Annotated in this window: 23 protein-coding genes; 15 read left to right on the top strand and 8 right to left on the bottom strand. The window is 68.6% G+C overall.

Annotated features, from left to right (window positions below; translation table 11 throughout):
• Nucleotides 1-2 precede the first annotated feature (2 nt).
• The gene (locus tag HQ314_RS09750) at nt 3-581 is read right to left on the bottom strand and encodes a sigma-70 family RNA polymerase sigma factor (RefSeq protein WP_285186675.1); all 579 of its coding nucleotides are present in this window, start codon (nt 579-581) and stop codon (nt 3-5) included.
• 231 nt (nt 582-812) lie between these two features.
• Here HQ314_RS09750 and ilvD point away from each other — a divergent pair, with 231 nt between their 5' ends.
• Together ilvD and HQ314_RS09760 are read left to right on the top strand one after the other, a co-directional pair.
• The gene (gene ilvD, locus HQ314_RS09755; protein WP_027506114.1) at nt 813-2,546 is read left to right on the top strand and encodes a dihydroxy-acid dehydratase; all 1,734 of its coding nucleotides are present in this window, start codon (nt 813-815) and stop codon (nt 2,544-2,546) included.
• Between the two features lie 138 nt (nt 2,547-2,684).
• Complete coding sequence (locus tag HQ314_RS09760; protein WP_037185983.1) at nt 2,685-3,152, top strand: DUF6764 family protein; 468 nt, start codon at nt 2,685-2,687, stop codon at nt 3,150-3,152.
• An 86-nt stretch (nt 3,153-3,238) separates the two neighbouring features.
• On the opposite strand, the gene HQ314_RS09765 is transcribed toward HQ314_RS09760, so the two are convergent.
• Complete coding sequence (locus HQ314_RS09765; protein ID WP_027506112.1) at nt 3,239-3,910, bottom strand: S1 family peptidase; 672 nt, start codon at nt 3,908-3,910, stop codon at nt 3,239-3,241.
• A gap of 59 nt (nt 3,911-3,969) precedes the next feature.
• A complete protein-coding gene (locus HQ314_RS09770) occupies nt 3,970-4,731 on the bottom strand; it encodes a DUF6319 family protein (RefSeq protein ID WP_222649916.1) in 762 nt (253 codons plus the stop codon).
• 146 nt (nt 4,732-4,877) lie between these two features.
• Here HQ314_RS09770 and HQ314_RS21725 point away from each other — a divergent pair, with 146 nt between their 5' ends.
• The 10 genes from HQ314_RS21725 to HQ314_RS09820 all read left to right on the top strand — a co-directional run bounded on the left by HQ314_RS21725 (nt 4,878) and on the right by HQ314_RS09820 (nt 15,756).
• Complete coding sequence (locus HQ314_RS21725; RefSeq protein WP_222649917.1) at nt 4,878-5,477, top strand: CatB-related O-acetyltransferase; 600 nt, start codon at nt 4,878-4,880, stop codon at nt 5,475-5,477.
• Nucleotides 5,478-5,522: 45 nt separating this feature from the next.
• The gene (locus tag HQ314_RS09780) at nt 5,523-6,017 is read left to right on the top strand and encodes a pyridoxamine 5'-phosphate oxidase family protein (RefSeq protein WP_027506110.1); all 495 of its coding nucleotides are present in this window, start codon (nt 5,523-5,525) and stop codon (nt 6,015-6,017) included.
• A 138-nt stretch (nt 6,018-6,155) separates the two neighbouring features.
• Nucleotides 6,156-8,429, top strand: coding sequence for a glycerol-3-phosphate 1-O-acyltransferase (locus HQ314_RS09785; RefSeq protein ID WP_222649918.1), 2,274 nt, complete (start codon nt 6,156-6,158; stop codon nt 8,427-8,429).
• Nucleotides 8,426-9,874: an HAD-IB family hydrolase gene (locus tag HQ314_RS09790; protein ID WP_222649919.1), complete on the top strand. Its 1,449-nt coding sequence runs from the start codon at nt 8,426-8,428 to the stop codon at nt 9,872-9,874. The genes HQ314_RS09785 and HQ314_RS09790 overlap by 4 nt, the downstream gene beginning before the upstream one ends.
• Complete coding sequence (locus HQ314_RS09795; protein WP_222649920.1) at nt 9,867-10,916, top strand: adenylate/guanylate cyclase domain-containing protein; 1,050 nt, start codon at nt 9,867-9,869, stop codon at nt 10,914-10,916. The genes HQ314_RS09790 and HQ314_RS09795 overlap by 8 nt, the downstream gene beginning before the upstream one ends.
• Before the next feature lie 9 nt (nt 10,917-10,925).
• Nucleotides 10,926-12,017, top strand: coding sequence for a spore photoproduct lyase family protein (locus HQ314_RS09800; protein ID WP_222649921.1), 1,092 nt, complete (start codon nt 10,926-10,928; stop codon nt 12,015-12,017).
• Nucleotide 12,018: 1 nt separating this feature from the next.
• Nucleotides 12,019-12,822 carry a DNA-formamidopyrimidine glycosylase family protein gene (locus tag HQ314_RS21730; RefSeq protein WP_222649922.1) on the top strand — a complete coding sequence of 268 codons (804 nt, stop codon included), beginning with the start codon at nt 12,019-12,021 and terminating at the stop codon, nt 12,820-12,822.
• 88 nt (nt 12,823-12,910) lie between these two features.
• On the top strand, nt 12,911-13,756 hold the full coding sequence (locus HQ314_RS09810) for a type IV toxin-antitoxin system AbiEi family antitoxin domain-containing protein (RefSeq protein WP_222649923.1): 846 nt from the start codon (nt 12,911-12,913) through the stop codon (nt 13,754-13,756).
• Between the two features lie 110 nt (nt 13,757-13,866).
• Complete coding sequence (thrC, locus tag HQ314_RS09815) at nt 13,867-15,312, top strand: threonine synthase (protein ID WP_222649924.1); 1,446 nt, start codon at nt 13,867-13,869, stop codon at nt 15,310-15,312.
• Nucleotides 15,313-15,321: 9 nt separating this feature from the next.
• Nucleotides 15,322-15,756, top strand: coding sequence for a VOC family protein (locus HQ314_RS09820; RefSeq protein WP_222646389.1), 435 nt, complete (start codon nt 15,322-15,324; stop codon nt 15,754-15,756).
• On the opposite strand, the gene HQ314_RS09825 is transcribed toward HQ314_RS09820, so the two are convergent.
• Complete coding sequence (locus HQ314_RS09825) at nt 15,757-16,188, bottom strand: MarR family winged helix-turn-helix transcriptional regulator (RefSeq protein ID WP_051613432.1); 432 nt, start codon at nt 16,186-16,188, stop codon at nt 15,757-15,759.
• Between the two features lie 183 nt (nt 16,189-16,371).
• Here HQ314_RS09825 and HQ314_RS09830 point away from each other — a divergent pair, with 183 nt between their 5' ends.
• Nucleotides 16,372-18,504, top strand: coding sequence for an MMPL family transporter (locus HQ314_RS09830; RefSeq protein ID WP_308119333.1), 2,133 nt, complete (start codon nt 16,372-16,374; stop codon nt 18,502-18,504).
• Nucleotides 18,501-19,106 (top strand): lipocalin family protein, encoded by a 606-nt coding sequence (locus tag HQ314_RS09835; protein WP_027506100.1) that lies wholly within the window; start codon nt 18,501-18,503, stop codon nt 19,104-19,106. The genes HQ314_RS09830 and HQ314_RS09835 overlap by 4 nt, the downstream gene beginning before the upstream one ends.
• A 25-nt stretch (nt 19,107-19,131) precedes the next feature.
• On the opposite strand, the gene HQ314_RS09840 is transcribed toward HQ314_RS09835, so the two are convergent.
• Entirely contained in the window at nt 19,132-19,488 is a 357-nt protein-coding gene (locus tag HQ314_RS09840) for a universal stress protein (RefSeq protein ID WP_027506099.1), read from the bottom strand.
• Between the two features lie 37 nt (nt 19,489-19,525).
• Nucleotides 19,526-20,941 (bottom strand): sugar porter family MFS transporter, encoded by a 1,416-nt coding sequence (locus HQ314_RS09845; RefSeq protein ID WP_056441079.1) that lies wholly within the window; start codon nt 20,939-20,941, stop codon nt 19,526-19,528.
• Between the two features lie 199 nt (nt 20,942-21,140).
• Here HQ314_RS09845 and HQ314_RS09850 point away from each other — a divergent pair, with 199 nt between their 5' ends.
• Nucleotides 21,141-21,290 (top strand): hypothetical protein, encoded by a 150-nt coding sequence (locus HQ314_RS09850; protein WP_155957046.1) that lies wholly within the window; start codon nt 21,141-21,143, stop codon nt 21,288-21,290.
• Here the strand turns inward: HQ314_RS09850 and HQ314_RS09855 are convergent, their stop codons facing one another.
• Both HQ314_RS09855 and HQ314_RS09860 read right to left on the bottom strand, forming a co-directional pair.
• Nucleotides 21,291-22,394 (bottom strand): MSMEG_0565 family glycosyltransferase, encoded by a 1,104-nt coding sequence (locus HQ314_RS09855; protein WP_222649925.1) that lies wholly within the window; start codon nt 22,392-22,394, stop codon nt 21,291-21,293.
• Nucleotides 22,376-23,239: a carbon-nitrogen hydrolase family protein gene (locus HQ314_RS09860; protein ID WP_056441078.1), complete on the bottom strand. Its 864-nt coding sequence runs from the start codon at nt 23,237-23,239 to the stop codon at nt 22,376-22,378. Before HQ314_RS09860 ends, HQ314_RS09855 begins: the two co-directional genes overlap by 19 nt.
• Nucleotides 23,240-23,242 lie beyond the last annotated feature (3 nt).

The following is a 23,242-nucleotide window of genomic DNA, read 5'->3' on the forward strand; positions in this document are numbered from 1 at the left end:
GGTCACTCCGCCAGGCAGGCCACGCGGGGATCGACGCGCATCTTTGCGAGTGCGCTGCGGATCCGCGACTTCATCGTCGACACCGGCACGCCCATACGATCGGCGGCCTCCGCGTACGTGAGACCTTCGAAGAACGCCATGAACAGGCATTCCCGCTGCCGGCCACTCAGTTCCTGCATCGCGTCGAGCACCGGACGGCGGTCGAGGAAGCGGTCGGACGTGTCGTGGATCCCCACGGCGGCGTCGAGCATCGCGTACTTCGACTCGCGATCGGTCCGCGACTGCTCGGACCGCACGCGGTCGATGGCTCGCCGGTGCGCCATGGTGACCAACCACGCCGCCGGCGACCCCTGTTCGGGCGAGAACGTGGGGGCCTTCTGCCACACCTCGAGGTAGACGTCCTGGACGCACTCCTCGGAGAATCCACGATCGCGGAGCACCCGGAGCACGGCTCCGTAGACGCGGGAGGACGTCGCGTCGTAGAACCGGGCGAACGCCTCACGGTCACCACGGCCGACGGCCTGGAGCAGAGCCGACAGTTCCGCCGTCGAGCGAGCCGCGGGCCGAGGCGCGGGAGACACCGCCGAATCATCCGTAAGCGTCTGTGCAACAAGTGTATTCACGGTCTTCACCTCGATCCGTCGAACGCGGGACGTGCTCTCGATAGGCATGACGATGCCAGCGCTACCACGCGGTAGCGCATCGCGAGTGTCGCGATCGGGTCACTGGTTGATAACGGAACGGTCACGGTGGCCGAGGTCGAGTGCGGTGCCCGATGATCGGTGATTCCGGTGCGGTCTAGGGTTTTTGCCATGAGCAGCACCCCCGCAGACGCCACCACCTCCACCAGCGCCGACACGGCCGACGTCAAGCCCCGCAGCCGCGACGTCACCGACGGTCTCGAGAAGACCGCAGCGCGCGGCATGCTGCGCGCGGTCGGCATGGGCGACGCGGACTGGGGCAAGTCCCAGATCGGCGTCGCGTCGTCGTGGAACGAGATCACCCCGTGCAACCTCTCGCTCGATCGCCTGGCGAAGGCGGTCAAGGAGGGTGTGCACACGGGCGGCGGCTATCCCCTCGAGTTCGGCACCATCTCCGTGTCCGACGGCATCTCCATGGGCCACGAGGGCATGCACTTCTCGCTGGTCTCCCGTGAGGTCATCGCCGACTCGGTCGAGACCGTGATCAGCGCCGAGCGCCTCGACGGCTCCGTGCTGCTGGCCGGCTGCGACAAGTCGCTGCCCGGAATGCTCATGGCGGCCGCGCGCCTCGACCTCGCGAGCGTCTTCCTCTACGCGGGCTCCACTCTTCCCGGTTTCGCGACGCTCTCGGACGGCAGCGAGCACCAGGTCACCATCATCGACGCGTTCGAGGCCGTCGGCGCCTGCTCGCGCGGCCTGATGTCGCGTGAGGACGTCGACACCATCGAACGCGCGATCTGCCCCGGCGAGGGCGCCTGTGGCGGTATGTACACCGCCAACACGATGGCCAGCGCGGCCGAGGCCATGGGCATGTCGCTCCCCGGCAGCGCCGCTCCGCCCGCTCCCGACAAGCGTCGCGACGGATTCGCTCGTGCCAGCGGCGAGGCCGTCGTCGAACTGCTGCGTCGCGGCATCACCACGCGCGACATCATGACGAAGGAGGCTTTCGAGAACGCCATCGCCGTCGTCATGGCCTTCGGCGGTTCCACGAACGCCGTGCTGCATCTCCTCGCGATCGCGTACGAGGCAGGTGTCGAACTCACCCTCGACGATTTCGTCCGCGTCGGCGCCAAGGTGCCGCACCTCGCCGACGTGAAGCCGTTCGGCCGCCACGTCATGACCGACGTCGATCGCATCGGCGGCGTTCCCGTCGTCATGAAGGCCTTGCTCGACGCCGGCCTGCTGCACGGCGACTGCCTCACGGTCACCGGCAAGACGGTGGCGGAGAACCTCGCCGACATCGCCCCGCCGGATCCCGACGGTCTGGTGCTGCGCGCGATGAGTGAGCCGATCCACCCGACCGGCGGCATCACGATCCTGAAGGGCTCGCTGGCTCCCGGCGGCGCCGTCGTGAAGTCGGCAGGCTTCGACTCCGACGTCTTCGAGGGCACCGCCCGCGTCTTCGAGCGTGAGCGCGCCGCGATGGACGCTCTCGAGGACGGCACCATCACGTCCGGCGACGTCGTCGTCATCCGGTACGAGGGCCCCAAGGGCGGCCCGGGCATGCGCGAGATGCTGGCGATCACCGGAGCCATCAAGGGCGCGGGCCTCGGCAAGGACGTCCTGCTGATGACCGACGGTCGGTTCTCGGGTGGCACGACGGGCCTGTGTGTCGGGCACATCGCTCCCGAGGCCGTCGACGGCGGACCGATCGCGTTCGTCCGCGACGGCGACCGCATCCGCCTGGACGTCGCGAACGGCACGCTCGACCTGCTGGTCGAGGACGCCGAGCTCGAGTCACGCAAGGCGGAGTGGGCACCGCTTCCGCCTCGCTACACCCGTGGCGTGCTGGCCAAGTACTCCAAGCTCGTGGGGTCCGCGTCGCAGGGCGCCGTCTGCAGCTGAGACCGCGCGGTGACAAGACCGTGACCTGACCGTGACCGTCGGCAGAGTTGGCTGATACCCGGCGGGGGCATTCTTCGAGGACAAGACGCGGCAACGATCGTTGCCGTCGATCGTTTTCGGGAGAGGGCAACCCACGTCATGTCAGTCGTCAAGAGAACCATCGCCGGAGCGTTCACCGTCGCACTCGGTGTCGCCGCATTCCTGCCCGCCACCGCCTCGGCCGCACCGGTCACGGCATGCCAGGCACCATTCGGTGCGGACGCCGTGCCCGCCGGTGGCCTGTGCTCGGCGACCAGTGACGCCTCCAGCGCCGCTGCCGCCTACGGTGACGCGTCCGCCGACGCCAGCCGCAACGCCCTCGCCCTGGCGCTCGGCCTCAACGGCGGCATCGCCAGCAGCTCGGCCGTCGGTTACGCGGCACCGGCCGCCATCGCGTTCGGACCGGGTTCCGTCGCCGAGGCACTCGGCCTGAACCCGGGTCTGTCCATCGCCATCGCGGCACCGGGCTCGACCGTCACGGTCGACTCCCTCGGCGGCGTCACCTGCGACGGCCCCGGATTCGCCGGCGACCTCACCACGCTGAAGGCGTGCCTGCGCGTCAACTGATCCACAGCTCCACCCAGCCGACACGACGAAGGCCGTGACCCCCTCTCGGGAGTCACGGCCTTCGTCGTGTGGCTGGGGTCCGGCGATCAGCCCGTGACGGTGAACCCGGTACCGACGCCGCCGCCGCGGTTGATGTCGTCGAGCACCGTCTGGATGTTGGTGCCCACCTCGGGACCGATGCACGGGATGCCCAGGTACGCGTTGACCATGCCCACCAACGTGGTGCCGGCGACGACGGGGCCGCCCGAGTCACCCTGCTGGACGCAGATCTGCGTGTAGGTGCGGTCGTTCTGGAAGAGCTCCCCGTAGGTGATGCCGCACGTGTTGCCGGTGGTGCGGCCCTCCTTACACATGATGCCGGGGAACGTCGCGGGCGCCCCCACGCCCGTGATGGTCACGTTGCCGACGCGGTTGGTCGGTGCGACGCGGCCCCGATCGAACTCGATGACGGCGTAGTCGAGGCCGGGGACCGAGCTCACGATGCGGCCGACGGCGCCCGCGTCGGGCAGGTACTCGGCGCCGATCAGATCACCGGGAACGCCGCAGTGACCTGCGGTGATGCCGACGAGTCGACCGGCGGCGTCGTTGCCGATGGTGGTCAGTGTGCAGTCGAACTTGCCCTTGCCGGTGCTGTCTGCGACGAGCACTCCGGATCCGCCACCGAGCACGGCGACGGGTGCGGCCGACGCGGTTCCCGCGCCGATCCCGCCGGCGAGCGCCAGCGCTGTGGTGGCAACGAGCACGAGTTTCTTGAGCATGTATCCCCTCCGAGGTCACGCACACCGTAGCAATACGCGGGACCCGGAACGCGACGCTTCTACTCGTTCTTCAGTCGATCGAGCGCGCGGCGTGCCTCGTCGAGCTCTCGACTCAGGGCCTCGACCCGCTCGAGAGCGGCAGCCCGAGCCGCCTCGATCTTGTCCTCGACGGCAGCCGAAGCCACATCGTCGCCCAGTTCGCGGATCGCGCGGAGGACCCGGTCTGCCGTCACGTCGGACGGCTTGGCCAGCTTCTTCGCACCGTGCGACACGGTGACGGTCCACTGATCGTCGGGCCCCGACGTCACGGTCACCGACACCGGCGCGGGCTGCGCCTTCGTGCGCCGAGCCGGCCGAGCCGCGGGCTTCACCGACGTCTCCGGCGCGAGAGCCGGCGTGGCCACCGACTTCTCGGGTGCTGCTTTGTCAGGCACGGGAGTCTCCGATCGGGGCGTCGCTGCATGTGGGACGACGGGGGGTGGGACCACGGCGGGGCGGGTTGTCGAGCGCGCCGCCGTCGTACGCGGAGCGACCTTCGTGGCTTTGCGCGCCGGCGCCGGCGCGTCCTTGCTCAGACGCAACTCGTCCGCCTCGTACGGCAGCTGGTCGTCGATGCCCTTGGGGCTCACCGTCACCGTGGTGCCGTCGACCGAGATCACCCTCGCCGAGGCGCCCGCCTCGAGGCCGAGGGACGGCGTCGCCTCCCGCAGGTAGACGGTGACGCGGCGACCGGCCGCGAGCCCCGCCTCGAGAGTCGCGAGGTCCTCGGCGGACAGCGCCTCGCCGGGTCGGGGGGCGCGGCGCCGGGCGGGAGCGCTCATGATCGGGTGCCTCTCGTCGTGAGTGGAGCGGGTCGTGGCTGGGGATCGGCGAGTCCGGGCGTGGGGCAGAACGGCCGCGACAGAAGTTTTGCACGACCCACCGACACCGTTCGACGCACCGAGCCCTGCCACCTAGCCTCGATCGGATGAGACTGCCCTTTCCGTCACCGGCGCGAGATCGAGTACGACGCAATCGGCGCATCCCGCTCACCAACCGGCTGCGGCGCTACCGCAGGCACCAGATCGGCGACTGGACCTACGGCAAGCCCATGGTCGGCTGGGCGGACGGCGGCCGGTTGACCATCGGCAAATACTGCTCCTTCGCACACGGGTCAGTGATACTGCTCGGCGGAGAGCACGATGCCGATGCGGTGAGCACCTACCCGTTCACCGAGGTCTTCCCACCGGCGGACCGCACCCGGCGCGCGGAGCCGCGCACCAAGGGGGACGTCAGCATCGGCCACGACGTGTGGGTGGGCCTCGGCGCCATGATCATGTCGGGAGTGACGATCGGGGACGGGGCGGTCATCGCCGCACGGGCGGTCGTCGTGAAGGACGTGCCGCCCTACACCGTGGTGGGCGGTGTCCCCGCGAAGCCGATCCGACGACGCGCGAGCGAGGAGACGGCCCGCGCACTGCAGGGGATCGCGTGGTGGGACTGGCCGCACAGCGACGTCCTCGCCCGTGCCGCAGACCTGCAGAGCGCGGATCTCGACGGGTTCGTCGCCAAGTACGGCGTCTCCTGACCCGCCTTCCGGTTGCGCCACCACCACCGCGGGTAGCCGTGCCCCATGACTACTGACGAGAGAACCGAAGGCACCGCCCGCGTCGCCGAACTGCTGTCCGACGCGAAGCTCTGCATGTTCACCACCCACGGCACGGACGGACACCTCAAGGCACGGCCGATGGCTCTGCAGGAGACGGAGTTCGACGGCGATCTGTGGTTCTTCGCCGCGAACGACTCACGGAAGGTCGCCGACATCCGTTCCGATCCATCGGTCAACGTGTCGTTCCAGTCGGGCACGTCGTGGGTCTCGCTGTCGGGGCGCGCGAGCGTGGTGCTGGACGACGCGAAGAAGAAGGATCTCTGGAGCCAGGGCGTCGCCGCGTGGTTCGAGAACGGTCCCGAGTCCGACGAGGTCGTCCTCATCCGGGTGGAGTCGGAGGGAGCCGAGTTCTGGTCGGCGCCGGGGTCCAAGGTCTCGACACTCATCGCGTACGCCAAGTCGCGCATCACGGGCGACAAGCCGGACGTGGGTGACAACGAGAAGGTCGACATGTCGTGACGGAGGCACCACTTCGGTTCCGCGGCCGGGGCGGCTCGTGAAAGTGGCACCGGGGTACCTGTCCCGGGCGTAGCGTTGCGGACCATCACGTGCACGGCCCACCACCGGTGGCGCATCGGAGGGGGAAGGCGAGCGGACATGTCTCAACTGGATTCGACCGAGCATCCGCTGACGGGGAGATCCTCGTCCGCCGGCGATCAGGTCTTCCTCATCGACGCGGTCTCCGACGTCGACGTCCACGCGGCCGACGACTGGATCGACCGTCACCACGGTGACGGCCGGCCGGAGTCGGTCGTCATGACGGGCAAGGCACTCGACGAACTCACCGAGCGGGCCGGTGGCGCCGATCCACTCATCACTCCGTTGCGGGTGAGCTGGACCAAGGCTCCGCGTATGGGATTCGGTCTCCGGGTGGGCCGGGCACGCCGCGGTGAGCCGCGCATCATCGAGGGTGAGCCCGCCTCGTTGTCGGCGCTGCGTGAGCGGTTCGAGGCGACGGCCGGCCGCTCCCTGTCGTCCTACATCGCGCGGCAGGCCAGCCTCACGCTGGACAAGGCCGAGCGTGAGGTCATCGGCAGCGAGTACAAGGTGCCGCGGTTCGTCGTCGAGGAGATGACGGAGCGCTCGCAGTTCCGCGCCGATCTGGCGGAGTTGGCGGCCTCGGTGGACACCCCGGTGTCGGCGGTCAATGCTCGGGTCCACGAGATCCTCGACGAGATGGTGGCCACCGAGAACAAGGGTGCCGTCGAACTCTGGGGCCAGCTCGGTGCCTTCTTCTCGCGGGCCTACCGCGTGGAGGTGGACACCGAGAAGCTCGCCGAGTTGCGCGATCTCGACAAGTCGTTCCCCCTGGTCTTCCTGCCGAACCACCGCTCCTACCTCGACCCGCTGGTTCTGCGCCCCGCCCTGCTCGAGCAGGGCTTCCCGCTCAATCACGTCATGGGCGGCATCAACGTCGGGTTCTGGCCCATCGGCCCGCTCGCGAAGCGCAGCGGTGTGGTGTTGATCCAGCGCAAGTTCTCCGACGCGGTCTACAAGTGGACCCTTCGCCAGTACATGAGCTTCCTGTTGAGCAAGAAGTTCAACCTCGAGTGGTACATCGAGGGCGGCAGGTCTCGCACCGGCAAGCTCCGGCCTCCGCGCTTCGGCCTGCTCACCTACCTCTTCGACGCGCTCGAGAACAGCACGGCGGCCGACGCGTACCTCGTCCCGACGTCCATCACCTACGACCGGTTGCACGAGGTCGGCGAGATGGCGAAGGAGTCGCACGGTGCGACGAAGCAGGCCGAGGGAATCCGGATGGCCATCGGGTACGTCCGCGCCCAGGGCCAGTTACGCGGAACCGTCTACCTGCGGTTCGGGACTCCGATGTCGGCACGGCAGTTCCTCGACGAGTACGACGACAAGCGGGTCGCGGTGCAGCGTGCGGCGCTGGCGGTGTCGCACGCCATCAACGAGTCCACTCCGGTGACGCCGGCGGCGCTGGTGGCGATGGCGATGCTCGGTATCGAGGACCGCGCGCTGAACAAGCGTGAGATGTGGTCGATCATCGAGCCGTTGGCGTCGTACATCCAGCAGCGTGGTCTCCCGACGGCGGGTGGGGTGGATCTGACCGACATCGACGTCATGACGGCCGCTGTGCGCGCGCAGGTCGCGGCCGGTGTGGTGCGGCGCTTCGACGACGGCCCGGAGCCGTTGTTCCTGCTCGCGCAGGACAAGCATCTCGTCGCGTCGTTCTTCCGCAACAACGCCATTCACTTCTTCGTGATGCGGGCGATCGGCGAGTTGGTGGTGTTGCGCACCGAGGACTGCCCCACGGGCGAGGTGGCCGCCGACGATCTGTGGAAGTCCGCGCTGGAACTGCGGGACATGCTGAAGTTCGAGTTCTTCTTCGGCGAGAAGCGTGAGTTCGGGGAGCGCCTCGAAGCCGAGGTCGATCTCATCGATCCGCACTGGCGCACCGGTCTCGATCGACCCGGATACGCGCTGAAGTCGTTGCAGTCGCAGCCTTTTCATCTGGCGCACCGGGTACTGCAGCCGATCTTCGAGGCGTATCAGGTGGTGGCCGACCAGCTGCTCACCCTCACACCGGGTGCGAAGTTCGACAAGGTGTCGTTCCTCGACGACTGCCTGGGCGTCGCGCAGTCGCGGCGACTCCGACAGCAGCTCGAGCACAGCGAGGCCATCTCGAACGAGCTCTTCGACACCGCCCTGCAGTTGGCCGACAATCGTGGTCTCCTGTCCACCGAGGACGACGACATCGCTTCCCGCCGTCAGGAATTCGCTGCGGACATCGCGGCGTGGGGACGTGTGAGCAGACGCATCCGCACGATGGTGCACGTGGCCCTCGACTCCGTCGACGGTGCGGACGCACCCGATCGACCAGACAACGCTTCCGGAGGACACCGGTGACCAGCACTCACCCAGCACACACGTTCCAGGATCTACTCGACGAGGTCGCACAGGCTCCGAAGGGTCCGGACGTGGTGGCGTTCTTCGATTTCGACGGCACCGTGATCGACGGTTACTCCGCGACCGCCGTGTTCAAGGAACGTCTTCGCCGCTTCGACGTCGACCTGTTCGAGCTGTGGGAGATCAGCAGCGCCGTCGTGGAGATGCGGGTGCGCGGGACCACCGTCGACAACCTGATGGACAAGGCCGTGCACGCGTTGGCCGGCAAGACGCACGACGAGTTGATGGAGCAGGCGCAGCGGCTCTTCCGCTCCGAGATCGCTTCGCAGATCTTCCCGCAGGTCCGCACCCTCGTCGCCGCGCATCGCCGGGCCGGTCACCGCGTCGTGATGTCGACGTCCGCGACCCCGTACCAGGCTCAGCCCGTGGTCGACGACCTCCGCTTCGACGACCTGATCTGCACCCACCCCGAGATCGGGCCGGACGGCGTCCTCACCGGCCTCCTCGACGGCCGGTCGCTGTGGGGTCCGCGCAAGGCCGAGGGGATCGAGGACTGGGCGACGGCCGAGGGCGTCGACACCTCCGTGTGTTTCGGCTACTCCAACGGCATCGAGGACGTCCCGATGCTCGAGGCCGTCGGTCGTCCCGTCGCGCTCAACCCGGACCCCGAACTCGACCGCACGGCGCGTGACCGCGGCTGGTCCCGTGTCCAGCTGCGCAGGCCCACGCGCGGAGCCGATCTGACGTCCACCGTGCGCAGCGTCGCCGCCCTCGGCTCGGTCCTGGCGAGTGCCGGACTGGGTGCGACCCTGGGCGTGCTCAGCGGCAGCCGCCGAGTGGGCGCCAACGTCACCAACGCCGTCGCACCGGAGGTCGCTCTGGCCCTCACCGGCATCACGGTGAACGTGGTGAACGAGGAGAACGCCTGGAGCCACCGACCGGCGGTGTTCCTGTTCAACCATCAGTCCACGATGGACATGATCGTCGTCGCCCGTGTCCTGCGTCGGGACATCACGGCCGTCGCGAAGAAGGAACTGAGCCGCGACCCCCGGTTCGCCCCCCTCGGGGCTCTCTTCGACGTGGCCTACGTCGACCGATCGAACAACGCCGCGGCGCGCGAAGCGATGAAGCCGGCCATCGACAAGCTCCACAGCGGCGTGTCGGTGGCCGTGGCCCCGGAGGGCACCCGCATGCCGACGGAGCGGTTGGGGCGCTTCAAGAAGGGCGGGTTCCATCTGGCCATGGCGGCCGGGGTCCCGGTGGTTCCCCTGATCCTCCAGGGAGCGGGCGACGTGATGTGGAAGTCCTCGTTCACCGCGCACTCCGGCACCGTCACCGTCACTGTGGGAGAACCGATCCCGACGACGGACTGGACGGCGGAGACACTGGACGAGCACATCGCGGAGGTCCGGGCGGTCTACGAGCGGACTCTCGACCATGCCTGACCAGGGCCCACCGGACGCCGGCCGGCCCACCTTCCGGCAGAACGAGGTCGAACAGACCCTGCTGGGAGAGGAACCCACGTACACCCGCGATCAGGTCGCGGAGCTGGCGAACGTGGATCTCGAACGCGCGCAACAACTGTGGATCGCCATGGGCTTCCCGGTCAGCCCGGATCCGGACGCCGTCATGTTCACCGATGCCGACATCGAGGCGCTGCGCCTGCTCACGACACTCGTCGACGAGAACGTCGTCGAGAAGTCGATGGAGGTGGCGGTCGCGCGGACGCTGGGGCAGTCGATGTCACGACTGGCCGAGTGGCAGGTGGGCGTCGTCAACTCCTACATCCGCTCGCGCATCGCTGCCGCCGCCGCCGATCCGGACGCCATTCGATCGGAGTCCCGGGTCACCGCCGCGGACACGGTGCCCACCATGGAAAAACTGCAGAACTACGTGTGGCGGCGCCATCTCGCCGCGGTGGCCGGGCGCGCACTGTCCGTCGAGTCGAGCGGGGAGACCGACACGGTGCTCGCGGTCGGCTTCGCGGACATGGTCGGCTACACCTCGCTCACCCGTCGACTCGATGTCTCCGAGCTGACCTCGCTGCTCGAGGAGTTCGAGTCGGTGGCCACGACGATCATCGCCCGCGGCCACGGATCGGTGGTGAAGAACGTCGGCGACGAGGTGATGTTCCAGACCACCGACCCCCGGGACGCGGCACGGATCGCCCTGGAGCTGCACGACGCATTCGCCGACCGGGACGACGTTCCCGCGCTGCGCGTCGGCATCGCCGTGGGTCCGGTGCTCGCCCGCTTCGGCGACCTGTACGGGTCCGTGGTCAACATGGCCGCCCGCCTGACCAGCAACGCGCACCCCGGCACGGTGCTGGTGGACAGCGAGACGGCCGACGCGCTGTCGGGCGAGGACGAGTTCTACCTCAAGTCGCTACGCCCCCTGCGGGTGCGCGGTTTCAGCAAGCTACGGACCTACGCGCTGCGTCGCAATCGCGATCACCAGCGGGAAGGATCGCGCGACACCGAGCGTTGACCTGAGGTGATGACGGATGCACTGCTCACTCCGACCCGCCTGTGGACACCCCGGCGGGTGATGATCACCAAGTCGGCCGCCGAACTGCCACACACCGCCGAGATCGTGCGGCGGTGCGAGGCGGCGGGTGTGTCGGACATCGACGTCCTCCCGGCGGATCGCCTCACGGGGCTGCGCGGCGAGTCCGAGCGGGAGACCTACGCGCGGGCGAAGTCGACGCTCGCGGTCGTGGTCGCTCCGCCCAGTGCGCTGAAGCCGCAACCCATCCCACCCAGCGCCGACTGGCGCATCGACCTGGCGAAGGGCTGCCCGGCGCACTGCCAGTACTGCTACCTCGCCGGCTCGCTGTCGGGCCCACCTGTCACTCGGGTGTACGCCAATCTCGACGACGTCCTGGCCCCGATCGCGACGCATGTCGGCCGCGGCACCATCACCAGCGGCACCGCCGAGCGTGGACACGAGGGCACCACCTTCGAGATGTCCTGCTACACCGACCCTCTCGGCATCGAGCACGTCACCGGATCACTGGCCGCCGCCATCTCGCGGGTCGGTGCCGGCGAGTTCGGACCCGGCGCCTCCCTCCGCTTCACCACCAAGTTCGACGATGTCACCGAGTTGGTCGGCCTCGACCACGGCGGGCGTACCCGGGTGCGACTGTCGGTCAACGCCCGCGACATCGGGAACCGTTTCGAGGGCGGCACGGCTCGGATGCCCGCCCGCATCGCGGCGCTGCGTGCGCTCGCGCAGGCGGGGTACCCGGTGGGCGTGACCATCGCTCCGATCATGCCCGTGCCCGGCTGGCGCGAGCAGTACGGCGAGCTCCTCGCCGACATCGCGGCGGCGCTGGCCGACGTCCCGGACGTCGACCTCACCGCAGAGATCATCACGCACCGGTTCACTCCGTCGAGCAAGGACGTGCTGCTGAGCTGGTACCCGGCCACGAAGCTCGAGATGGACGAGGACTCGCGCTCGGCCAAGCGGTCGAAGTTCGGTGGCGTCAAGTACGTCTACCCGAAGGACACCATGGCGGAGATGAGGAGCTGGTTCACCGAGGAACTACGGGACGTCCTGCCCGCGGCGCAGCTCCTGTACTGGACCTGACGTGCCGGAGGGGGACACGGTCCACGCGCTCGCGGCACGTCTGCGGGCGGCGCTGGACGGCCGGGAACTGGCCGAGGGCCGGCTGAACGTCCCCGCACATGCGACGGAGAACCTCGCGGGACGCACGATCCAACGGCACCGGACGCACGGCAAACACCTGCTCACCGATCTCGAAGGCGACCTGACGCTCCACACGCATCTGAGGATGACGGGGTCGTGGACCGTCACCGCCCCCGGCCGACGACTGCCCCGTCGCCTCGATCCCGACGTGCGCGTGCGGCTGGCCGTGCGCGACGGGCCCACCGCGTACGGGCTGCTGCTCCCGGTGGTCGAGTTCTCCACCACTCGCGACGTCGACGCGGCGCTGTCGTATCTCGGCCCCGATCCGCTGCACGACGACTTCGACGCCGCGCAGGCGGCGGCGAACATCGCGCGGGACCCGCGCCCGATCGTCGCGGTACTGCTCGATCAGCGCGTCATGGCCGGTCCGGGCAACCTGTGGGCCAACGAACTGTGTTTCCTTCGTGGTCTCGGGCCGTGGGTGCCGGCGTGCGACGTGGATGCCACTCGACTGGTCGCCCTCACTCGCAAGGCGATGCGCCACTCGGTGTCCACCCCGCGGGCCATGCAGGTGACCACCGGAGACACCCGGCCAGGTCGGCAGCACTGGGTGGCGGGTCGCGCGGGCAAGCCGTGTCTGCGATGCGGCACCACCGTCCGCGTGGTCGCCGAGGTGCCGGGAGATCCGGAACGACGGCGGACCTGGTGGTGCCCGCACTGCCAGCCGGGGCCGGAGCGGCCGTGATCCGGTGCAACCGACCGTGCTGTACCCGGTTCACTGCACCGGATCCGATCCACGGAACTGCCGCGGAGGCGCGCGCGTCCAGTGCGAGATGATCGAGAGACTGCTGGCCGAGCAGGACGGGGTGGTGACCAGCGCGCAGGCCCGCACCGCCGGACTCACCCCCGAGGCCATCGAGTGGCGCGTCCACACCGGCCGCTGGCGGCGCACGAGTCGCGGAGTGTTCTTCGCCGTCGACCGACCGTTCACCGACGACGCGCGGATCCGGTGCGCGGTGTGGTCCACGAGTACGGGCGCGCTGTCCGGTCCTGCAGCCGCGTACTGGTATCGCATGCTTCCGCGGGCCCCGGAGACGATCGAGGTGACCGTGCCCCGGACAGGCTCCGGTCGCGGAATCACCGGCGTCCGGGTGCGCCGGCGCGACCTGCCGAGCATCGACGTCGTGATCGTGCGCCGTGTCCTCGTGACGAGGACGCCGCTGACCGTTCTGGAGGCGTCCACGGTGCTGGGCCCCGAGGTCATGGATCGCGCCCTGCAGAAGACGATGACCCTCGACCATCTCCGACGAGCGCACGCTCGCAACCCCGGACGTCGCGGGTACGTGCGAGCGGAGCAGCTCCTGCGCGCCGCCGAGGGCGGTGCCCGGTCCGAGGCCGAACGGCTGTTCCGCAGGATCATGAGATCCGCACACATCACCGGACTGCGGGTGAACCTGCCGTACGCGGGCTACATCCTCGACTTCGCGTTCCCGCACGCCAGGGTCTGCGTGGAGATCGACGGGTGGGCCTTCCACTCGGACAGCGCCGCGTTCCACCGCGACCGGATCCGGCAGAACGTCCTCAGCAGGGAGTGGACGGTGTTGCGGTACACGTGGCGGGACCTCGTCGAACGGCCCGACGAGGTGGCGGCCGAGGTGCGACGCTTCGTCACCGGCTGATCCGGTGCAGCTAACCGTGCTCTCCACGGTTCACTGCACCAGATCCGGTCCGGACCGGCGGATGTGGCACAGTTGTCAGCCGGGCGCGCCACCGGACGAGAGAGACGAAGATGCAGTATCAGTCGACGCGGGGTCACAACCTGCCCCAGCACTTCTCGGACATCCTCCTCGGCGGCCTGGCCCCCGACGGTGGTCTCTACCTGCCGGCCGAGTACCCGCAGCTGACCGCCGACGAGCTCGAGTCGTTCCGCTCACTGTCCTACGCCGACCTCGCCTTCGAGGTGCTCTCGAAGTTCGCCGACGACATTCCCGCGGAGGACCTCCGCGACATCACGCGCCGGACGTACACCGCCGAGGTCTACTCGAACGGCCGGCCCGGCGACGACACGTCACTCATCACCCCGCTGCGTCCACTCGGCGAGGAGCAGGGCACCTCGCTCCATCTCCTGGGCCTGTCCAACGGCCCGACGCTCGCATTCAAGGACATGGCGATGCAGTTGTTGGGCAACCTGTTCGAGTACTCCCTCGCGGGCAGCGGCGAGGAGCTCAACATCCTGGGCGCCACATCGGGTGACACCGGCAGCGCCGCCGAGCACGCGATGCGCGGCAAGAAGAACATCCGCGTCGTCATGCTGAGCCCGCACGGCCGGATGAGCAGTTTCCAGCGGGCCCAGATGTTCAGCCTGCAGGACGAGAACATCGTGAACCTCGCGGTCGAGGGAAATTTCGACGACTGCCAGGACATCGTCAAGGCCGTCTCCAAGGACGCCGAGTTCAAGGCGCACCACGCCATCGGCACCGTCAACTCGATCAACTGGGGTCGAGTCGTCGCGCAGGTCGTCTACTACGTGCACGGGTGGCTCCTCGCGACGGACGGGCCGGGCCGGCGCGTGTCGTTCTCGGTGCCGTCCGGCAACTTCGGCAACGTGTGCGCCGGGCACATCGCCCGGTGCATGGGCCTGCCGATCGACCAGCTCGTCGTCGCGACCAACGAGAACGACGTCCTCGACGAGTTCTTCCGCACGGGTGTCTACCGTCCCCGCGCGGCCGCCGAGACCTACCACACCTCGAGCCCCAGCATGGACATCTCCAAGGCGTCCAACTTCGAGCGCTTCCTCTACGACCTCGTCGATCAGGACGCGGTCCGGCTCGGTGAGCTGTTCCGCGCGCTCGACACCGACGGCGGCTTCGACTTCTCCGGTACTCCCGAGTTCGATCGCATCCAGGAGTTCGGCTTCGTGTCCGGCCGCAGCACGCACGCGAACCGCGTCGAGACCATCCGCGACGTGGCCGAGCGCTACGGCGTGACCATCGACCCGCACACCGCCGACGGCGTGAGTGTCGCCCGCCGGAACCTGCGCGAGGGCGTGCCCATGATCGTGCTCGAGACCGCGTTGCCCGCGAAGTTCGCGGACATCGTGCGGGAGGCACTGGGAACCGAACCAGAGCGTCCGCCGGCGTTCGAGGGCATCGAGGACCTGCCGCAGCGCTTCGACGTCGTCCCCGCGGACGTCGATCGCGTGAAGGACGTCATCGTGGAGCACACCGGTCGTTAGAGTCGAGCGATGTCGATACGACTCGAGAACGTCGGGATCGCGGTACGCGACCTCGACGAGGCCATCGCGTTCTTCACCGATCTGGGTCTGACACTCCTCGGCCGTGACACGGTCCAGGGCGAGTGGGCCGACACGGCGGTGGGTCTGGACGGCAATCACGCCGACATCGCGATGCTGCAGACGCCGGACGGGGCGGGCCGCATCGAGCTGTTCCAGAACCGCCATCCCACCATGATCGAAACGGAACCGACGCTCCCGCATCAGATCGGCATGCACCGCATCGCCTTCGAGGTCGACGACCTCGAGCAGGCTCTGGCAGTGGCCGCTCGGCACGGCTGCCACCCGTTGCGCGGTGTCGCGAACTACGAGGGTGTCTATGCACTGACCTACGTGCGCGGACCCAGCGGCATCATCGTCATGTTCGCTCAGAAGCTCGGGGCCTGATCACCCGGTGCTCTTGATCTCCTGGTGGTAGGTCTGCATGGCGTCGGTGAGAGCTCCGAACACACGGTGCGCCGCAGCGAGATCCGTGTCCGGCAGCGCGGACAGCGACTCGTGGACGTGCTGTCCGAGCGGGCCGAAGAACTGCCGTGCGACGTCCATTCCCGGCTCGTCGTAGCGGAGGATGACCCGCCGTCGGTCCCGCGTGTCGGGTTCGCGGCGGATGTGACCCGACGCGATCATCCGCTCCACCAGATACGTCATGGCGGCGGAGGAGAGTCCGAGGAGAGAGCCGAGCTCGCCCGGCGACACCGGACGTCCACCGACATCGGCGACCATGATGTGCAGCAGGGCTCGGAAGTCGTTCGCGCTGAGGTGGTGTCGAGAGCCGAACACACGGCCGAGCTGATCCGACTCGGCTGTCATGGCGCGCATGTCGGCGGCGATCGTGGATTCGAGATCGCGCCGGGCACCGTCGGCGTCGGTCGCGTCGGACCGCTCCGACCGTTCGTGTGCTGACACAGATTCTCCTTCGAAAACTCGGGTGTCAGCGTACTCGCCGGACCTCCGAGCAATGTCTCAGTTGCTTAACGATCAACTAACTGAGACACTTTTCCGGTGAGCGACAACTCTGTGTGGAACCGCGTGGCCGGCCTCGTCTCGGGGCCTCGGTCCTGGATCGTCGCCCTGCTCGTCGTCCTTGCCGCCGGCGCGCTCATCGGCGGCGTCGGGAGCAACTCCGCCGCCGAGAGTTCGCCGACATCGCTCCCCTCGGACGCGGAATCGGCACGGGTCGACGCCCTGCTCGAGGAATTCCCCGACTCCGACCTCTCGCCAGTGATCCTCGTGGTGACGCGCGCCGACGGCGGCGCCCTGTCCGAACAGGACCTCGCCGACGTCGCTGCCGCGAGGATGCGGATGAACGGTGTCGAGCGCGGGGTGGACGCGGGTGCGCCCGACGCCCCGGTCGTTCCCGCACCCGACGGCGAGGCGGCCATCGCCCCCGTCCAGGTGTCGACGTCGGAGTCCGGAACGGGACTGGCCGATCTGGTCACCGAGCTGCGCACCGCTGCCACAGACGGCCTCCCCGACGGGTTGACGGCGCAGGTCACGGGCGGTCCCGCGTTCGCCGCCGACATCGCCGACTCCTTCTCCGGGGCCAATGTCACGCTGCTCGGCGTCACCGCGCTGGTGGTGGCCCTGCTGCTGATCGCCACGTACCGGTCACCGGTTCTCTGGCTCGTGCCGCTCGCCGTCGTGGGCTTCGGTGACCGGGTCGCCTCGACGGTCGGCACCGCAGTGTCCGGGCTCACCGGGCTCTCGTTCGACGGCAGCACCTCGGGCATCACCAGCGTCCTGGTGTTCGGCGCCGGGACCAACTACGCGCTGCTGCTCATCTCCCGGTACCGCGAGGAACTGCGCCGCGAGAGCGACCACCGGGTCGCCCTGCACCATGCCGTGCGACGCGCCGGCCCGGCCATCGTGGCGAGCAACGCGACGGTGGTGCTCGCGCTCCTGACGCTGCTGCTGGGCACTCTGCCGAGTACGCGCAGCCTGGGCGGTCTGGCCGCGGCCGGTCTCGTGGTCGCCGCCGTCTTCGTGCTCTTCGTTCTTCCGCCGCTGCTCTCACTGTTCGGCCGGAAACTGTTCTGGCCGTTCGTTCCTCGTGTGGGCGATCCCGAGCCGACGGACAAGGGCGTGTTCTTCCGCGTCGCCAACGCCGTCGGTCGTCGACCCGGCCGCGCCGCGGCGGTGTCGCTGGTCGCGCTGGCCGTCTGCATTCTCGGCCTCGTCGGAACGAACGTGGGCCTGTCGCAGACCGAGCAGTTCCGCGTCACCGCCGAATCCGTCACCGGTATCGACACGCTCGCCGAGCACTTCCCGGCGGGGCAGTCAGATCCGACCGTCGTCGTCGCCCGGACCGCGGCGGCCTCGGAGGTCGAGGCAGCGCTGCAGGACACCGACGGCGTGGTGTCGGTGTCCCGAACTGCGGACTCCCGGCCCGGCACCTCCGGCACCGGTCTCACCGAGTGGTCCGTCGTGCTCGACGCGGAACCGTCCTCCGACGGCGCGTTCGCCGCGGTCGAGAACCTGCGTGCATCTGTCGCTCCGATCACGGGTGCCGACGCTCTGGTGGGCGGCAGCGATGCGCAGGCGCTGGACACGTCCGATGCCGCAGCTCGCGACCGCCTGGTGATCATCCCGGTGATCCTGCTGGTGGTACTGCTGGTGCTGTTCGTTCTGCTCCGGTCGGCCCTCGCACCCCTGGTGCTCGTGGCCACGACGGTGCTCAGCACGCTGGCGGCTCTGGGCATCGGCAGCTGGGCCAGCGAGAACATCTTCGGCTTCCCCGCCCTCGGCGACAACGTGCCGCTGTTCGGGTTCCTGTTCCTCGTGGCCCTGGGTGTGGACTACACGATCTTCCTCGTCACCCGGGCACGCGAGGAGACACCGTCCTACGGGACGCGGACGGGCATCGTGCGCGCCGTCGCGTCGACGGGCGCGGTCATCACCAGTGCGGGCATCGTGCTCGCCGCGGTGTTCACCGTGCTGGGCGTCCTGCCCCTCATTCTGCTCACGCAGCTCGGGATCGTCGTGGGCCTCGGCATCCTGCTCGACACCTTCGTGGTCCGCACGATCGTGATTCCGGCCCTGTTCACCCTGATCGGTCCCCGCATCTGGTGGCCGACCGAACTCGACCCGCACTCCGAAGACAGTCCGAACGCCACGAAAGAAGGAGTCACCTCATGATCCGCAGCATCATCCGCACGGCAGTCGCCGGAGCGTTGGTCACCGGAGCTCTGCTCGCCGGCGGCAGCGCCGCGTCCGCGCAGCCCCTGTTCGAGCCGCTGCAGCCCATCGCTCAGCTGGACGTCCAGCGCTACGCGGGTGACTGGTGGCAGATCGCGGCCGTCCCGCAGCCGTTCAACCTGAACTGCGCCAAGGACACCCGGGCCAACTACCAGGTGCTCGACCCCAGCAACGTGCGCGTGCAGAACAACTGCACCCGCTGGGACGGCGGAGCCAACGAGATCATCGGCAACGCCCGGGTGAACGATCCGGTCACGCAGGCGCAGCTGCACGTGAGCTTCCCCGGCGTGCCCACCCAGGACAATCCCGAGGGTCCCACCAACTACATCGTCACCTACATCGCCGACGACTACTCGTGGGCGCTGGTGGGCGACCCGTTCCGCACGTCCGGCTTCGTCCTGTCGAGGTCGCCGCAGGTGAGTGCCGATCAGTGGAAGCAGATCCGGAGCGTCGTCGAGAGCCGCGGCTACAACGCCTGCCTGCTGTTGACGTCGCCGACCACTCAGGGCAGCAACGAGATCCGCCCGCTCTGCACCGTCTGACCTCCGCCACCGCTCACCGTTCGGCTCAGCTGGGTCGAACGGTGAGCACCGGCACCGGTGACGTCATCAGCAGACGCTGACTGACGCTGCCCAGCAACGCCTTTCCCACCCGACTGCGCTTCTTGATCCCGATCACGAGTCGCGTCACCTCCGGGTGCGCCTCGATCTCGTCGATCACCGCGATCACCGGGTCGCGGTCCTCGCGCCCCGCCCGGTCGATCACTCGCACCGCCACGTCACCGCCCACGTCGCTCGTGTCGAGCGCGCCGAGGGTCAGGTTCACCGCGATCACGTCGGTCTCGAGCATGCGCGCCTCCGACACCGCCTCCGACAGTGCGTGTCGGCCCTCGTCGCTGTCGGTCACTGCCACCAGTACTGCCATGATGTCTCGCCGTCCTTCTCGAAGTGGGGTGATCGTGTCAGGAGTACTCGCGGCGGAACCGGGCCTCGAGTTCCTCCAGGCTCTGACCGCGGGTCTCCGGCACCTGCGTGATGATGAAGACCAGGGCCAGTATGCCCAGTCCGACGAAGATGAAGAACGTCGGCGCGATGCCGAGCGCGTCGACCACCGGCGGGAAGGCCAGTGCGACGGCAGCATTGGCGATCCACAGCATGAACACGCAGACACCGATGGCGAAGCTGCGGATCTTGAGCGGGAAGATCTCTGCGAGCATCAACCAGACCAGCGGCCCGATCGTGCCCTGCATGCAGAAGACGAAGAGCACGACGAAGACGAGGATGAAGTATGCCTTGGCGGTGCCGTCCGGCAGCAGCAGTGCGGACAGTCCGACCAGGAGATGGAAGAGCGTCGTCAGTGAGAAGCCCGCGATCAGCATCGTTCGGCGATCGATCCGATTCATGATGAGCAGGCCGACCGTGATGCCGAGGACGCTGAAGAGGCCGTTGAGCGTGTTCGCGATGATGGCGGAGCTGCTCGAGAATCCGGCGTCGCCGAGGAGCTGGGTGCCGTAGTACATCACCGAGTTGATGCCCGTGAACTGTTGGAAAACACCGAGTCCCACACCGATGTAGATCAACCGTCGGATCCACCGCACCGACAGGTCGGCCGCGCCGCCGGTCTGCGAGAGCTTCTCCTCCTCGGCCAGCGCGTGCACCTCGGCCATCTCGGCCTCCGCACGTTCGGGGGACCGCACCTGCTTCAGCACCGCCAGGGCGTCGTCGTCCCGGCCCTGCGAGACGAGCCAGCGCGGACTCTCGGGCATCCGCAGCATGCCGAAGAACAGTGCGAACGCGGGCAACACGGCGACCAGCAGCATGTAGCGCCAGACGGAGTCGTGCTCGCCCCAGATGTTGAAGATGAGGGCGTTGATCACGAAGGCCGCGAACTGGCCGCTGACGATCATGACCTCGTTGCGCGTCACCAGGGAACCGCGGCGCTCGAACGGTGAGACCTCCGAGAGGTACACCGGCACGGTCGCGGACGCTCCGCCGACCGCGAGGCCGAGGATGAAGCGGAACACCGCCAGCACCTCCCACGACGGGGCGAGAACGCAGCCCAGAGTGCCGAGGACGAAGATGCCGGCCAGCATCAGGATGTTGTGCCGACGGCCGTACTTGTCCGACAGTCGGCCCCCGACCAGTGCGCCGATGGCCGCCCCGAAGATGAGGATGCTGACGACGAAGCCCTCGGTGAAGGCCGTGAGCGACAGGTCCTCCTTCAGCGGCTCCAGCGCGCCGTTGATGACGCCCGTGTCGTATCCGAACAGCAGGCCACCGAAGGTCGCCACCACGGCGATGACGCCGAGGCGACGCGAGTGGGGACCGGGTGCGTCCGGCGGTAGTGCACTTCCCGTGGTGCTGACTTGCGAAGACATGACATCCCATCGTCGGCGTGGCGGGTCCGAGCCGCCCAGCGACGCTCGAACCATGTCTGTATGTCTTAACATAGTTTCCGCGCCCTGAGAAGTGGATCACATCATTTTCCCCTCGACACCGGTATATCTCTCAGTTGTTCAACTATTCAGAATCTGAGATGATCGGTCCGGCGATCCACGTCGAGAAGGGAGTGCCACCATGTCCGACGAGCCCGAGCGGGACAGCGAGCAACGCGCGGCTCCGTTGTCGTTCGTCCAGTTGTTCTTCGACGCGACGGTCGACACCACGTCGCCGGGACACCTCCCCGACGACGGACCCGACGACGCGGGCACCTCGCCCCTGCGCTGATCAGCGATGCGCGAGCCCTGCGTAGAACGCGAGATGAGCGGCCGCGGCGTCGTCCCAACTCGTGCGGGCAGCCAGTGCGCGCCCGGCAGCGGCACGGTCGTCCGACGTCAGAGCGTCCTCGAGTGCGGCAGCCGTCCCCTCCGCGTCGCCGCCGTAGCGCACCGCGTCCCCGAACACCTCGCGGAACACGGGGAGGTCCCGCACCACGACGGGAACCGAGGCGGCGAGAGCCTCCATCGCGGCCAGCCCGAAGCCTTCCTTGGTGGAGAGGAACGCGAATGCCGACGCGCCCGCGACGAGAGACGGGAGCACGTCGTGGTCGACGGTGCCGAGCACCCGCGGTACGGGCCCCTCGTCGCCTGTCGACCGACCGGCCTCCGGCCTGCCCGCCAGTTCCGCGAGTCGGGTGTCGAACTCCGCCCGGTACCCCCGGTAGTCGAACAACGTCTCACCGCCGGCGAACACCAGACCCACGTCCGGACACCGCTCTCGAAGCGCGGCGTGGGCCTCGAGCAGGTCGATGCTCCCCTTGCGCGGCTCGATGCCACCGACCGCGAGGACGTATCGGCCGAGACGGGTGCGCCACTCGTCGCCGCGTGCCGCCGCGAACCGAGCATGGTCGACCCCGTTGGGGATGACCGTCGGCGACAGCCCCCATCCCGCACGCACCTCGTCGGCCACGGCGCGCGAGACACAGATGCGGGCGAGGGGCTCGACGACCGCGCGCTCGTGGCAGGCGGCGAGTTCCGGTGTCGTGAACTCCTCGAGGTGGTGGATCGTGCGGACACAGCGTCCGACGGCGTTCGCGGTGATGCAGTCCTGGGCATGCACGACGTCGGCGTCACCCGGGTCGAATGCACTGCGCATCAGTGCTATCGACCGCAGGATGCGATCGCCCACCGACTCGTCATCGCGCGCCGGGAACGGAACGAGACGAACCGTCACCGCGGGATCGATCGCACGGTAGAAGCCCTCGTCGCCGCCGCGCGCCAGGGACCACACCGTCACGTCCGCTCCCGCGCGCGCCAGTGCTTCCGCCAGTTCGACGGTGTGGACCACTCCCCCTCGCGGTTTCGTCGAGTAGGTCAGGAGGGCGACACGCACGTGGTCTCCTTCGATGCCTGTGAGTGGTAGGTGTCCGGTCGTCGTTCGTCGAGGTGACGCAGCACCCGACGGGCCCGGTCCACCTCCGCGTCCACGTCGATGTCGCAGCACGCCAGGCCACCCTTGTCTCGCGTCCGGCACAGGACCTCGCCGCCGGGACCGACGATCTTCGCCTGCCCGAGGAAGCGCAGAGATCCCGTCACCCCCGTGTGATTGGACGACAGCAGCACCACCTGATTCTCGGCTGCCCGGGCGGCGTCGTAGAGGTCGAAAAGGCGAGACTGTCTGTCGTTGGCCAACTTCGACGCCCTGTCCGTCACGCTGGCCGGCCACGCCGACAGCGCCGCGATGATCCGCGCACCGTCCAGAGCCAAGGTGCGCGCCGCCTCGGGGAATGTCTTGTCGTAGTCGATCAGCATGCCCATCCTGCCCACCGGCGTGTCGAACGCCGAGAACCGATCTCCCGCCGCATAGGCCAACGACTCCCCCGCCGGTTGGTGCACCTTTCGATGACGACCCAACACACCGTCGCCCGTGAGGCACACGGCGGCGTTGTAACGGACCAGGGCCGCCCTCTCGGTGTAGCCCACGCACACGGTCATCGCACCGGCCGCAGCAGCGATCACCGCGAGCTCGGGCCCGTCCTCGTCGAGCGCCGGCGGCAGCTCCTCGAGATCGGGCCGCGCGAGATCACCGAGGTAACCGCCGAGGCAGGCGTCGGGCAGGACCAACAGGTCGATGCCCCGCTGATGGCCCTGCTCGATGATGCCCACGATCTTCTCGACGGACCGCTCGACGTCACGGCCGAAGTGTCCCGCGAGCGCCGCCGCCCGGATCGGCGCCATCTC

The organism is Rhodococcus sp. BP-332, from assembly GCF_019836065.1.
GTDB lineage: Bacteria > Actinomycetota > Actinomycetes > Mycobacteriales > Mycobacteriaceae > Rhodococcoides.